Below are 13952 nucleotides of genomic sequence, written 5' to 3' on the forward strand. Positions count from 1 at the left end.
GCTTAGGCACACCTTTAAATTTTATCTCTTGATTAGTGTTGTCCTTTTGCAAGTTAATTTTTTGGATATTTAACTTTAAATCCTCCGCAACCTTATTCAAATCTTTTAGAGTTTTTACCTCTTGAGTTTGAGTTTTTGAAAATTCCAACAAATCCCTCGCGCTTTTTAAAGTTGTCTTTGTAGGCAAAGTATCCTTTGTATTATTTGAGATATTTATTTTTACATTTTTATTCCGTGATTCCGTCTTTTGCGATTCTACAAATTTTTTAGAAAGATTGTATTTTTCATCTAAACTCTTCAAAATATTGCTTTGTTGGCTACTATTTTTAGAAAATTTATTAAGCTCTTGTGGAATCTCTAGAGAATTTTGAGAAGTTTTTTTGGATTTAGTCTCTGATTTTTTAGAATTTTTATCCATACTTAGAAAATTGAAAATTTCGGCAAATCCCCCGCCTTCACTTTCGCTTACATTTTGGGCATTTGAAGTTTTGATGACACTTTTTTGATTGACTTGTTCAATATCTATTAAAGGAAGCATAGACGCGCCTTTCTCTAAGAATTTAGATTTAATTACTAGAGTATAAGCAAAAGCCATTCCAAAGATTTTTGATTATTTTTTTAGATTGTTTTAGTTAGAATCCACACCTAATTTTAATCTTAAGGAAAACAATGCAAGAAATCAGAAATATTGCGGTGATTGCGCACGTAGACCACGGAAAAACTACCCTAGTAGATGGACTACTTAGGCAGTCTGGAACTTTTGCAAACCACGAACAAATAGATGAACGTGTAATGGATAGTAATGAGATTGAAAAAGAAAGAGGAATCACGATTCTATCGAAAAATACTGCAATTAATTATAAAGGAACAAAAATCAATATTATTGACACTCCCGGACATGCTGATTTTGGAGGAGAAGTAGAACGCGTCTTGAAAATGGTTGATGGCGTGCTATTACTTGTAGATGCACAAGAGGGAGTAATGCCACAGACAAAATTTGTCGTCAAAAAGGCACTTGCGCTTGGAATCCGACCCATTGTGGTTGTCAATAAGATTGACAAACCCGCCGCACAACCTGACCGCGTGATTGACGAAGTGTTTGATTTGTTTTCGGCAATGGGAGCAAATGAAGAGCAATTAGATTTTCCAGTAGTTTATGCCGCTGCGCGCGAAGGATACGCAATAAAAGAATTAGAAGATGAGAAGAAAAACCTAGAACCGCTTTTTGATGCGATTTTAGAATATGTGCCTCTGCCAAGCGGAGAAAGTACAAATCCTCTACAAATTCAAATCTTTACCCTTGATTATGATAACTATGTGGGTAAAATTGGAATCGCTAGAATCTTCAATGGCAAGATTAGAAAAGGCGAAAATGTAATGCTTGCAAAAAGCAATGGAGAAAAAGTAACAGGTAAAATCACTAAACTAATTGGGTTCTATGGCTTGGCTAGAACGGAAATTGAAGAAGCCAAAGCGGGAGACATTATCGCCCTTGCAGGATTCCATTCTATTAATGTTGGAGATTCCATTGTGGATATCAACAATCCGATTCCACTTGACCCTATGCACTTAGAAGAGCCGACAATGAGTGTAAATTTTGCAGTCAATGATTCTCCTTTTGCAGGATTAGAGGGCAAACATGTAACGGCAAACAAATTAAAAGAACGGCTAGAAAAAGAAATGCAAACAAACATTGCAATGAAAATTGAGGAGCTAGGCGAAGGAAAATTCAAAGTCAATGGACGTGGAGAATTGCAAATCACGATTCTAGCCGAGAATTTGCGCCGAGAAGATTATGAGTTTAGTATTTCGCGCCCCGAAGTCATCGTCAAAGAAATTGATGGGGAAAAATGCGAACCTTTTGAATCCTTAGTTATTGATACACCTCAAGATTATGCCGGCAGCGTGATTGAAAAATTAGGACGCAGAAGGGCGGAACTAAAGGCAATGAATCCTATGGGAGAAGGTTATACACGACTAGAATTTGAGATTCCAGCGCGTGGGTTAATTGGCTATAGGAGCGAATTTTTAACCGATACAAAAGGGGAAGGTGTGATGAATAATAGTTTTTTAGAATTTCGCCCCTTTAGTGGAAGCGTAGAAACAAGAGGCAATGGTGCGCTTATCTCAATGGAAAATGGTGAAGCAACACCCTTTTCGCTAGGAAATATCCAAGAAAGAGGAGTTTTATTTATCCCACCACAAACTAAAGTTTATATTGGTATGATAATTGGCGAACATAGCCGAGAAAACGATTTAGATGTGAATCCCATCAAGGCAAAGCATTTAACTAATATGCGCGCAAGTGGCAGTGATGAGGCGATTAAACTCACACCACCAAGAGATTTAAACCTAGAGAGAGCATTAGAATGGATTGAAGAAGATGAGATTTTGGAAGTTACTCCCAAAAACATTAGAATCCGCAAAAAAATATTAGACCCGACACAAAGAAAAAGAAAAAGTAAATAAGAGGAGAATCTATGCTAACTGTTATCAAAAGAAATGGACGCATTGAACCACTAGATGTAACCAAAATCCAAAAATACACGCGTGATTCCGTTGTAGGGCTAGAAGGCGTTTCTCAAAGTGAATTAGAAGTTGATGCGAAGTTGCAATTTCGCGACAAAATCACTACACAAGAGATTCAGCAAACACTGATTAAAACCGCTGTAGATAAAATTGACATTGATTGTCCTAATTGGAGTTTTGTTGCAGCAAGGCTCTTTCTTTATGATTTATACCACCGCATTAATGGCTTTAATGGCTATAAAACCTTGCGCGAATACCTAGAACTAGGAGAAAATGAGAATCGCATTGTCAAAGGAATGAAAGAAAAATTTGATTTGGAACGATTAAATAAAAAAATTGACACAAACAGAGACCTGCAATTTAATTATTTAGGCATAAAAACGCTTTATGATAGATATTTACTAAAAGACAAAAAAGGCAATCCCATTGAATTACCACAACATATGTTTATGGGAATTGCTATGTTTTTAGCCCAAAATGAACAAGACCCAAATTTTTGGGCAGAACAATTTTATGATTTGCTTTCTAAATTTGAAGTTATGGCAGCCACCCCTACACTTTCAAATGCTAGAACTCCTCGTCATCAACTAAGCTCTTGCTATATTGGAAGCACGCCAGACAATATTGAAGGAATTTTTGATTCCTATAAAGAAATGGCACTTTTGAGCAAATATGGCGGTGGAATCGGTTGGGATTTCTCCAAAATTCGTGGGCTTGGAAGCTTTATTGATGGGCATAGAAATGCAGCGGGTGGAGTGATTCCTTTTTTGAAAATCACGAATGACATTGCCATTGCAGTAGATCAGTTAGGCACAAGAAAAGGTGCAATTTCTGTTTATTTAGAGCCATGGCATAGTGATATTTTTGATTTTGTGGATATTAAGAAAAATAGCGGGGAAGAAAGACGTAGAACACACGATTTATTCCCAGCACTTTGGATTCCCGACTTGTTTATGAAAAGAGTGCAAGAGGACGGCTTATGGAATCTCTTTGATTCACTCACTTGTTCAGATTTAACCAACCTTTATGGCAAAGCGTTTGAAGCGCGCTATATTCAATATGAACAAGACCCAAATATCCCTAAAGAAACGATTAAAGCAAAGGATTTATGGAAAAAAATCCTCACAAATTATTTTGAAGTTGGTTCTCCTTTCTTGTGTTTTAAAGATAATGCAAATTATGCAAATCCAAACTCACATACAGGAATCATTCGTAGCTCCAATCTCTGCACAGAGATTTTTCAAAATACTGAACCCAATGAATGTTTTATCCGTGTAGAATATGAAGATGGAACGATTGAGGATTTCTCTGAATATCAAGAAGTCATTACAGATTGTGGCATCAAAAAACCCTCCAACAAAATTACTTCCATTGACAGCATTAGAGGCAAAAAGGTTTTCATTGCGCAAAGAGAATCTAGCGATGGCAAAACTGCGGTGTGTAACCTCGCCTCTGTCAATCTTTCTAAGATTCACACCAAAGAAGATATTGAACGCGTTGTTCCTATTGCAATTAGAATGCTAGACAATGTAATTGATTTAAATTTCTGCCCCAATCGTAAAGTCAAGGTAACAAATCTCAACAATCGCGCGATTGGTTTAGGTGTAATGGGGGAAGCACAAATGCTAGCAGAAGCACGCATTGAATGGGGAAGCGACCAACACTTGGCAAAAATTGATGAAATAATGGAAATGATAAGCTACAATGCAATCCAAGCAAGTTGTCATCTTGCGCAAGAAAAGGGAGTTTATAGCGAATTTATTGGTTCAGAATGGTCTAAAGGAATCTTTCCAATTGACAAGGCAAATAATGAAGCAAAAAAACTTATTGACCGCGGAGGGCTTTTTGGATTCGTTTATGATTGGGATATTTTGCGCGAAGAAGTCAAAACCAAAGGGATTCGCAATGGCTATTTAATGGCGATTGCCCCGACAAGCTCTATTTCTATTCTTGTTGGCACAACACAAACGATTGAGCCAATCTATAAGCGTAAATGGTTTGAGGAAAACCTAAGCGGTTTGATTCCTGTTGTTGCCCCAAATTTAAGCTTAGATAATTGGAATTATTACATCTCTGCGTATGAGATTGACCAACGCTTACTTATCAAAGCCGCTGCGATTCGTCAAAAATGGATTGACCAAGGACAAAGCACAAATATTTTTATGGCTTTAAATCTTGCAAGCGGTAAATATTTGAATGAAATTTATATGTTAGCGTGGAAATTAGGCTTGAAATCCACTTATTATTTACGCTCTCAAAGCATTGAAGCAGAAAGCAACACAGACGCGATAGACCGCAGCATTGAATGTGAGGGTTGCCAATAAGTGAAAAAATCTTATCTAATTGATACTTCAATTATTTTAGATGATGTGGAGAATCTCTTTTTCCTCCACCAAAATGGAGAAAATGCAATCTTCATCTGTGATGTTACCTTAAGTGAATTGGACAAAAAGAAAGATTTAAGTAATGAGACAGGATTCTTTGCACGAGAATTTTTTAGGAATCTAGGGGATTTTGCTTCCACTTCTTCATTTAATCCTATGGAAAACGATAAAATCCACACATTTTATTTTACGATTCATCATCAAAAAATCCCATTACAAATGATTCATAGACCCAATTATAAAACCAAATTTCAAGACTATGGATTAAACGACGCGCGTATTTTGGAGATTGCCAAAGATTATCATTTTGTGCTACTTACAAACGATATCTCCCTCAAAGTCTATGCGCTTTCACTTAATCTTTCTTCACAATCTCTTTTAAGAGACAGAATAGAGAATCCCCAAGCCATTGAGTTTTTGAATCATTTTCAAATCCACAAAAGCAATATTAAAGAAAATCTTGAGCACAATGCGGCATTTGCTGCACTCAAAAATTGGAGTTTGATTGAGATTTCCGAACAAGACAACACCGAAAATAGCCTCTACCTCACAGGTAGAAAACATTATGGCATTAAACTAGACAATAGCTTTTATCCTTTGGATTTTGATGCGCGTTTAGAAGAGGATAAACTCTATATTAATCCAATTAACTTGGAGCAAAAATTTCTTTACACGCTTCTAACGCACCCCAAAAACAGAATCACAATTTGTAGCGGCGCGACAGGAAGTGGCAAAACACTCATTGCTTTGCAGGCAGGATTACATTTACTAAAAAAGGGCGTCGTCAATGGAATCGTTTATCTGCGCAATACTATCACCGCAAACGATAAAGAGGCGGAACTTGGATTCCGCAAAGGTGATGAAAATCAAAAACTTCATTATTTTATGTATCCTCTTTTTAGTGCAATTAACTTTATGATTACCAAAATGCAAAAGGAATCTCTTGCCAAACGCATTGAATATCGCGGAGAAGCAAACAGCATACAAAGTCAAGAAGCCACAGAATATTTCTTAAACAAACACAACATTGAAGTGCTAGACATTGCCCACGCACGCGGGGTGAGCATTGCCAAAAAATTTGTCATTTTTGATGAGGCGCAAAATGCCTCTAATGCAACCATTAAGCTAATTGGGACAAGAATGGCGGAAGATTCTAGGATTGTCTTTTTAGGCGACCCTATGCAGATTGACCACCCTTATCTTAGCAAATATCGCAATGGACTTATTAGCTTGCTAAAAAAAGCAAAGCAGGACGATTTTCTTGCAGGCATTGTTTTGCACCAAACTATTCGCAGTGAGATTGCTAGTTGGTTTGAAGAAAATTTCTAGAATATCGTAACTGCGATTCTATCATTTGTCATTGCAGAAAATCTCAAAACTTCTTGGCGCACATTGGCAACTTGCCCAAACTTGCGAACACCTTGCATACAAAAACTCACGACAAAACCGCAGTAAAAGCTATTCGCTCTTGCGGGATTCTATCTTGCCCAAAAAAGCTTGCAAATTCTCCAAATTAGCCTCTAGCTCCAACTGCACACCCTCTTGCAAAAATTCTTTTTGCACAATCTGAATCTCAAGTTTTTTAATCCAATATTCCGCTTTAGAAAATGCACTGAAAGGAATCTTTATCACAAGGGATTCTTGAGGAATATAAAGCTGCAATGCCCCCTGCTCTTTTGCCTTTTCTATTACATCTTTTGTGGCTTGTGTGTAAGCCCTTACAAGTCCGCCTGTGCCGAGCAATGTGCCTCCAAAATAGCGCACCACCAACAAACCGCATTCTATTAAATCATATCCACGCAAAACCTTTAAAGTAGGCATGCCTGAAGTGCCTTTAGGCTCTCCATCATCACTAAAACTCTCCTCAATTTGTCTCTGTGGATTAAACTTGCGTGAGGAAGTTACAAAATGCACGGCTTTGGGGTGTTTTATACGCATTTGCGCAACAAATTCTGTGAAATGTTTGATGGAAACCAAATAAGAAAGAAACTCTGAACCTTTCACTTCAAAACTAGATTCTACAATCTTTAAAGGATAATATAGGCTAGTCATTCTCATTTATTATGCGTTTGAGATTCCCTCCTGCAAAACTCACAATTTTATTTCCGATAGAATCCAAACCAACAATCTCACAAATTGCCCCCTTCGCAATAGCTTGTTTGGGCATACCAAAAACAACACAGCTTGCTTCATCTTGCGCAATCGTATAAGCTCCATTATTATAAAGCTCTTTGATTCCTATGCTTCCATCGTCTCCCATACCCGTCATAATAATCGCAAGAACATTTTTACCTGCAACATTATTTACACTGCGAAACATCACATCTACACTTGGACAATGACGAGAAATACGAATCCCCTCTTGAGGTTCGGCATAATAATCATTGCGTATCCTCTTCAAAACCATATGCAAGCCACCCGCTGCCAAATAGACACAAGAATCTTTCAAAATAACTTTTTCGCGCACTTCATAAACATCTAGCTCGGAGATTCTATTAAGCCTTTGAGCAAAAGAAGTAGAAAAGTTACCCGGAATGTGTTGCGTAATCACAATGGGAGGTAAATTGCGTGGTAGGGTTTGTAAAATCTTTGCAATCGCATCTACTCCCCCTGTGCTTGCACCAATGGCAATCAACTTTTTGCCATCTCCTTTATAGGGGTCAGATTTCAACAATAAATCTGGATGATATTTTTTATTTATATCTGTCAAGCTAATCCATCACTTTTACAAAGATATTTTTTCCTAAGCGATCCACCTTAGGAGCAAGATTTAAAATATTTTCTGAATGCCCAAGATATAGCGTCCCACCAATTTTCAGATGAGAGAATATTTGACTCAAAATCTGTTCTTGGTCTGAAACCTTGAAATAAATCAGCACATTGCGACAGAAAATAATATCAAATTCTTTTATCCCAAAAGGATACCTTGAATCATAAAGATTCTGCTGTTTGAAAGTCAAAATATTTTTCAAATTTGACTTTGCGTCCATAAAAAGCTCGTGGTCGTTTTTGTGTTTTATATCAAAATAATCTTTTAAATCTACCCAAGTAGGCAAAGGATTCAACTTGGTATTTACGATATATTTACCCTTTTTGGCAAAATCCAACACCGAAGTATCAATATCAGTCGCAAGAACACTCACAGGAGTGCTAGAGCAATAAATTTCTTTTGCATAAAGTAAAGTTGTTGCGATAGAATAAGGTTCTTCACCCGTAGAACTAGCCGAACAATAAACTTTTACTGGCTCATTTTCCTTTAATCTATGTGGCAAGATTCTATCTAACATATCCTCAAAATGGAATCCCTCGCGAAAGAAATCTGTTTTATTTGTCGTAAAAGCATTGACAAATTCCTGTTTAAAATGCCCATGCGTGACTTGATGAAAAAAACTATCAAAATCCTGAATATTAAATTTGCGTTTTAGTATATCCAAACGATTTTTAATAGTAGAATCTTTGCTAGTCGGCAAGTAAATTCCTGCGACTTTATAGATAATTTCTCGCGCCTTATTAATATCGCTGTTGTTAATATTGACAGACATTCTTCCTCTTTAGTTTAAATTATGCTGTTTTTTATAGGCTTCTTGCCATTTTTGTGAAGTCAAAGTATCGGTTACTTGCCCAATATTTTGGTATTGTTGATAATAATCTTCTACAAAAGCTCTTATTTCTGATTTTATAGGCTTATAATTTCCTTCAGAATCTTTTAGGGCATAATTATCCAAAAAAACTTTTGCATCTTGCTTGTTTAAATAAGTTACAATCAACTGATTATAAACATTCAAATATTGCTTTTTTAAGGCTTGCATTGTGGTTTCATTGACTTTAATCTCTAATGCCGTTGTTTCAAAATCACCTTTATAATGCAAAACTCCTGCGCCAAATAAAACTTCCAAATGGATTAAACCCTCGCAATAATAAGGCAATACTTCATCTTCTTTCATCCACGCAATCAAACCTACCGCACGCGCAATGGTATTAAAAATAAGCTCTTTTAGCAAGGGTTGATTGGGGGATAAAAAATAATAGGCAAGCCCGCCCATTGTTGCCTTAAATTCTTCTATGTTTTTAAATTGCCCACTTGCGTTCATTTTTAATTCACTATCTGAACTTACCCATAAAATATGCCCAAACTCGTGCCCAATCGTTGCAATCTCATACACTTTATACCAATTTTCTTTTTTGAAAAACAATAACTCTCTATTAAAATCTAAAAAGTCTTGCGGAAAAGTCTTAGAAGATAGAAGCATAAAAGGCTTAGCCATAGATAATTCGCGCACTCTATCGGGAAAATAAAAAATCTTTTTGCCATATTTTTTGCTAACTTTTTCGTCATTTGGCACGACTTGCGCACTAAAAAGCCCATTTAGTTCTGCTCCATAAAAAAGTGCGGGTAGCCCACCATAACTTTGCGTTTTAAGCAAAGATTCCTCTACACACGAATTAATTTCTTTTTTATATTCGGTATGGGGGGCTTTAGAGCTGTAAAATTGATAAAATTTTAACATAGATTCTTTGGAAATTTTACAATCCTGCTCTTCTTGAGGATTAAGCAAATCAATTCCTTCGTAAATTCTAGCAATACGCAAATCCCATTCAGGGGCAACAGCCTTTCTAAAATGGTCTTCATAATATTCTAAAGGATGTCCAATCTGCAAAGGAGTAGAAATCGCCATCCAAGCCTTATCCACAAGTCTCCAAGATTCCAACAAACGGTTCGTATTTGTTTGCATTAAAGCGGATTTTAAGGTTTTTAAATAATGCAAATGCGCATTTTTTTGCTCTAATTTCGGTAAAACTTCTGGGGTTTTTTCCAAAGATTCAATCCCTGCATTAAAAGCCTTTTTTAATTCCTCAAACTCTTCTTGAAAAAAATCTGCATACGCCACGGCTTGATAGATAGAATCCTTAAGCACGGGCACAGAGTAGCTTCTATCTCCTATTTCATTTTCATTGACTAATGTATCTTTTTGTATTGGAAGATCGTTTAAAGTTTCTTGACTTAAAATATTTTTTAAAGAGAGTGTAGAAGTGGAGGAAACCTCCATACTAGGCTTTAAAACTTCTAAGATTTTTTGTAAATCTTTATTGTATTTTTGATTTAATTCACGATTGATTCCTAAAATCAAATCCCTCTGCCAAGCTATAAAAAATCCATTAAAGCATAAGCCTATCTTATGCACTGCTTGAATTAATGCCCGCAAAAATGGACTTAAAAGCCTCTCCTTTGTGATATATTCTAACAATAATTGATGTTTTTCCATATGAAAATTACAAGTGATTTTTAAAAGCTGCATTCTTAAGCTGATGATTTGTTCTTCTTGCATTTCAAGCTTTTGCAAGACATTCATCAGAGGAGCCTCTTGCAATGCTATTACGCGGTCTAAACAAGCAAGTAGAGACTCACGATTGTGTGGAATCTGCACAAAAATACTTTCCAAAAAATGTGGAACTTTATCTGTTTTGATAGATTCATAAAGTGCATTCGTCTGCTTATTTTGTGCTTCTATGCGTTTATAAATTTTTGTAATATCGTGCAAAACATCCGCTTCTGTCATTTTTACTCCTCACTCTGCTGTACTCTCCACCTTTTTGTGTTTTTTGATGATTTGATATGCTTGATTAATAGATTGTAATTTTTTGGTGGAATCCTCCATAATAGACTGCTCCAAACCCTTGTGATATAAAATATCTGGGTGGAATTGGCGCACGAGATTCTTATAAGTTTTTTTAATATGTTCCATACTATCCTCTTCACTTACACCTAAAGTAGCATAAGCTTCTTGCAAAGTAGAATCCACTTGTTTTTGGGCATAAAATTCTTCAAAGGTATCATAAAGAGTATTAAAATCCTCATTATCAATCTCCAAATAAGCCGCAACATCTAAAATAATTTCGCGTTCCTCACTTCCTAGCTCACCGTCCGCATAGGCAAGAGCAAGCAAATATTCTACCAATTTTAAGCGACTTTTATATTGTCCTTTGGTAAGTGTTGCATAGCTTCTAGTTAGGGATTCCACACTTTCATTGGTAAAATCAAAAATTTTATGCAAAATTTCTAAAATTTCATCTTTTTGATTCATTGCGCTTTGCAAACACAACGCGTCTGCAATATCCTGTATGGTGTTTTCCATAAGCTCTAGCTCTAGCTCACACACTTTACCATCACTTTGAGCAAGTTTAGACAAAAGAGCAACAATCAAGCCATATTCACTTTTTGCAATCTTCTCCTCTCTGCTAAGACTAGAGATTTGCTCTTGATTTTTGTATGGATTTTGATATTCGCTTAATTCGCTATCCTTTTCTTCATTGTTAATTTGAGGACGTTTTTGTGGGTGATTAAGATAATCTCTAAAATTAATCATTGCAATGGCAATAATGACAATCGTAACAAGCAGTAAAATCTCCATTCACAACCCCTATTTTGTAAAAAATCCTTTAAGCTTATTTAGGATTCCACTTTCATTCAAAAATCCCAATTCCGCAAGCTTATGTTTAATCTCCGTGATTCCATCATTATTTGCCTCTACTTCTACGCTTTGACTTTCAATATCTACGCGCAAGGAAGGATATTTTTGCAAAAGTGCTTCATTGATTTTTTTAACACATCCTTGACATTTGATATTTTGACATTGTATTTTTTCCATAATTTAAATTTCCTCAAGTTATTGATGTGGTGTGGTGGGCCCTATAGGACTTGAACCTATGACCAATCGGTTATGAGCCGAGTGCTCTAACCAGCTGAGCTAAGGGCCCTTTTTGAAAAAGAGGTATGATTATACACAAATTTATATCTAAAGGCAAGTAAATTTTCTAATACAGCAAAAAGAATCATAAAAGTAATAAAACTACTGCCTCCATAACTAAATAATGGCAATGGAATCCCAACCACAGGTGCTAACCCAATCGTCATTGCAATATTCACTCCCGAATAAATAAAAATCAACAAGCCTATACAATAAGAAATCACTTTCAAAAAGTAGTCTTTTTCATTTTCATAACTCATAGAAAAAATGTGAAAAATCAAAGAAGCATAGAGAATAAACAATCCAATTGCGCCTACAAAACCGAATCTTTCTACAAAGTAAGGAAAAATAAAATCACTTGTCGCAATAGGCAAAAACCTATATAATGCCTGTGTGGCTTCTTCTTTTTCCTTTCCATAGATTCCTCCAGAACCTACGGCAATCATTGCTTGTTTGACTTGATAATCTGGCTCTTTGGATATGAAATCCACGATTCTTTTTTTCTGATAATCGTGTAGATTCGCATACAAAATAGGAGATAGAAATAAAACACCAATCGCTAAGGTAAGCCAAATCTTATAATTTACCCCAATTAAAAACAATGCGCCAAAGCTCATCAACAATAATACAAGCGCTGTTCCTAAATCAGGCTGTTTTAAAACTAACAAAAAGGGCAACAAAATCAAAAAAGAAAGTTTCAAAAAATCTAACAACTTATAGCCATTTTTAGGAGGTGGCTTTTTATCCACATAATAAGCTATCATCAAAATTAATGCGGGTTTCATCGTCTCTGAAGGTTGAAAAGTAAAATGAATAAAAGGAATTTCAAGCCATCTTTGCGCGCCCAAACGCGTATCTCCAAAAAACTCAACTAGAACCAAAAATGCGACATTAACACAATAAAAACCAACAATAAACCACGGGATTCTACGCATAGGAATCAAAAATACCACCACAAAAATCAATAATCCTACGCCCACATAAACTAAGACTTTGCTACCCAAAAATTCGTTATTTTCGTTAATCAAAAACCAAGACAGCAGAATAATTGGCGCAATCAATAAAGGCAAAGTATAATCAAAATATGCTAGAATCTTGCGGTTAATTTTAAACAAAAGACAATCCCAAAAATAAATATTGCGGTAATTTTAAGGATAATTTTAACATAATTTTTAAATAAAGATTGTATAAAAAATGAAAAAAAAATTACATCTTGCTTTTGCGTATGATTCCTCCTCTGTTTTTTTGAATCAAAATTCTGCTTGCAAGGATTCTAATCCCCAACAAAAACAGGATTTTATTTCCCACCAAACATTCACTCCTAATGCCGATGAAATAGGAATCCGAGCAGATATTTTTCTCGCCAAAACACTACAAATCTCGCGCTCACAAGTAGAAAAACTTTGTGCAAACAAGCAAATCTTGCTCAATGGCTCTCCTCTTAACAAACTCGGAATCTTTTTAAAAGCACAGGATATTCTTATTCTTCAAGAGATAGCCAAGCCTCTTAGCGATTCTGCAAATTCTCAAACTTTTGAGATTCCAATTCTCTACCAAGATGAAGAATTATTGATTTTGAATAAACCTGCCGGATTAATCGTTCATCGTGCAAATGCGCAAGATGAACAATACACGCTCGTAGATTGGCTAAGACAAAAAAAATTTTCGCTTTCTAATCTTGGGGATTCTTATCGCGCAGGCATTGTGCATAGATTAGATAAAGGCACAAGCGGTGCAATCGTAATTGCAAAGACGAATTTCGCGCACGAACATCTAAAATCACAGCTTCAATCACGTCAAATGGGACGCTATTATCTTTGTGTCATTGACCAAGCATTAAAAGAATCGCAAATGGTAGATTCTCCACTGATACGACATTCCAAAAATCGTTTAAAATACACTACGGCAAACAAAAATAATCCTAATGCAAAATCTGCTAAAACCGCGTTTTTTAAAATTTCCTCCGCACAAAATGAAAAATTGCATTATGAACTCATCGGAGCAAAGCTTTTCAGCGGACGCACACATCAAATTCGTGCGCATTTGAGTAGTTTAAATCGCCATATTTTGGGTGATTACTTTTATGGTTATTCAGGAGATTCCCATTTCAATGGATTTTTAGAAGATAGAATCTTGCTTCACTCTCATTTACTTTATTTAAACCACCCAACAAATGGAAAAATTTTACATTTTTATGCTCCGCTTTTTAAGGATATGCAAGACTTTTTAAAAACCTATTTTTCTTTAGAAAGCTATCAAGATTCCTCCAATAATCTACTTTTTCCGCTTGAAA

12 protein-coding genes and 1 tRNA gene are annotated in these 13952 nt (G+C 35.8%); 4 read left to right on the top strand and 9 right to left on the bottom strand.

Annotation, left to right across the window (positions count from 1 at the left end; all coding sequences use genetic code 11):
* The coding region (locus Q1553_RS02265; protein WP_300842724.1) for a hypothetical protein at positions 1–538 on the bottom strand (538 nt) is incomplete at its 3' end.
* A 131-nt stretch (positions 539–669) separates the two neighbouring features.
* Between Q1553_RS02265 and typA the strand changes: the two genes are divergently transcribed.
* The 3 genes from typA to Q1553_RS02280 are packed head-to-tail and all read left to right on the top strand — an operon-like array spanning position 670 to position 6242.
* Positions 670–2469, top strand: coding sequence for a translational GTPase TypA (gene typA / locus Q1553_RS02270; protein WP_115550721.1), 1800 nt, complete (start codon positions 670–672; stop codon positions 2467–2469).
* Between the two features lie 11 nt (positions 2470–2480).
* Positions 2481–4853, top strand: a complete 2373-nt coding sequence (locus Q1553_RS02275) for a ribonucleoside-diphosphate reductase subunit alpha (protein ID WP_115550722.1) — start codon at positions 2481–2483, stop codon at positions 4851–4853.
* Complete coding sequence (locus Q1553_RS02280; protein WP_115550723.1) at positions 4854–6242, top strand: PhoH family protein; 1389 nt, start codon at positions 4854–4856, stop codon at positions 6240–6242. It begins immediately after the preceding gene.
* Between the two features lie 129 nt (positions 6243–6371).
* Here the strand turns inward: Q1553_RS02280 and Q1553_RS02285 are convergent, their stop codons facing one another.
* The 8 genes from Q1553_RS02285 to Q1553_RS02320 form a co-directional block, all read right to left on the bottom strand.
* Positions 6372–6965, bottom strand: coding sequence for a YigZ family protein (locus Q1553_RS02285; RefSeq protein ID WP_297577856.1), 594 nt, complete (start codon positions 6963–6965; stop codon positions 6372–6374).
* Positions 6958–7623 carry a CheB methylesterase domain-containing protein gene (locus Q1553_RS02290; RefSeq protein WP_115550725.1) on the bottom strand — a complete coding sequence of 222 codons (666 nt, stop codon included), beginning with the start codon at positions 7621–7623 and terminating at the stop codon, positions 6958–6960. Before Q1553_RS02290 ends, Q1553_RS02285 begins: the two co-directional genes overlap by 8 nt.
* A gap of 1 nt (position 7624) precedes the next feature.
* A complete protein-coding gene (locus Q1553_RS02295) occupies positions 7625–8455 on the bottom strand; it encodes a CheR family methyltransferase (RefSeq protein ID WP_300842725.1) in 831 nt (276 codons plus the stop codon).
* A gap of 9 nt (positions 8456–8464) precedes the next feature.
* Positions 8465–10471 (bottom strand): invasion protein CiaB, encoded by a 2007-nt coding sequence (gene ciaB / locus Q1553_RS02300; RefSeq protein ID WP_300842726.1) that lies wholly within the window; start codon positions 10469–10471, stop codon positions 8465–8467.
* A gap of 9 nt (positions 10472–10480) precedes the next feature.
* On the bottom strand, positions 10481–11323 hold the full coding sequence (locus Q1553_RS02305; RefSeq protein WP_115550728.1) for a TerB family tellurite resistance protein: 843 nt from the start codon (positions 11321–11323) through the stop codon (positions 10481–10483).
* A gap of 9 nt (positions 11324–11332) precedes the next feature.
* The gene (locus Q1553_RS02310; RefSeq protein ID WP_115550729.1) at positions 11333–11560 is read right to left on the bottom strand and encodes a heavy metal-associated domain-containing protein; all 228 of its coding nucleotides are present in this window, start codon (positions 11558–11560) and stop codon (positions 11333–11335) included.
* A 32-nt stretch (positions 11561–11592) separates the two neighbouring features.
* Positions 11593–11669 (bottom strand) — tRNA-Ile (locus Q1553_RS02315).
* Positions 11647–12774, bottom strand: a complete 1128-nt coding sequence (locus Q1553_RS02320) for an FtsW/RodA/SpoVE family cell cycle protein (RefSeq protein ID WP_115550730.1) — start codon at positions 12772–12774, stop codon at positions 11647–11649. Before Q1553_RS02320 ends, Q1553_RS02315 begins: the two co-directional genes overlap by 23 nt.
* 79 nt (positions 12775–12853) lie before the next feature.
* Between Q1553_RS02320 and Q1553_RS02325 the strand changes: the two genes are divergently transcribed.
* Positions 12854–13952 (top strand): RluA family pseudouridine synthase (locus Q1553_RS02325; protein WP_300842727.1); only part of this gene is annotated, 1099 nt, incomplete at its 3' end.

The organism is Helicobacter sp. UBA3407, from assembly GCF_949747025.1.
Lineage (GTDB): Bacteria > Campylobacterota > Campylobacteria > Campylobacterales > Helicobacteraceae > Helicobacter_D > Helicobacter_D ganmani.

What these genes read in the sequence shown, in the direction of transcription:
- typA (WP_115550721.1), top strand. Translation starts at nt 670, where the DNA reads ATGCAAGAAATCAGAAATATTGCGGTGATTGCGCACGTAGACCACGGA.
- Q1553_RS02275 (WP_115550722.1), top strand. Translation starts at nt 2,481, where the DNA reads ATGCTAACTGTTATCAAAAGAAATGGACGCATTGAACCACTAGATGTA.
- Q1553_RS02285 (WP_297577856.1), bottom strand. Translation starts at nt 6,965, where the DNA reads ATGACTAGCCTATATTATCCTTTAAAGATTGTAGAATCTAGTTTTGAA.
- Q1553_RS02295 (WP_300842725.1), bottom strand. Translation starts at nt 8,455, where the DNA reads ATGTCTGTCAATATTAACAACAGCGATATTAATAAGGCGCGAGAAATT.
- ciaB (WP_300842726.1), bottom strand. Translation starts at nt 10,471, where the DNA reads ATGACAGAAGCGGATGTTTTGCACGATATTACAAAAATTTATAAACGC.
- Q1553_RS02305 (WP_115550728.1), bottom strand. Translation starts at nt 11,323, where the DNA reads ATGGAGATTTTACTGCTTGTTACGATTGTCATTATTGCCATTGCAATG.
- Q1553_RS02310 (WP_115550729.1), bottom strand. Translation starts at nt 11,560, where the DNA reads ATGGAAAAAATACAATGTCAAAATATCAAATGTCAAGGATGTGTTAAA.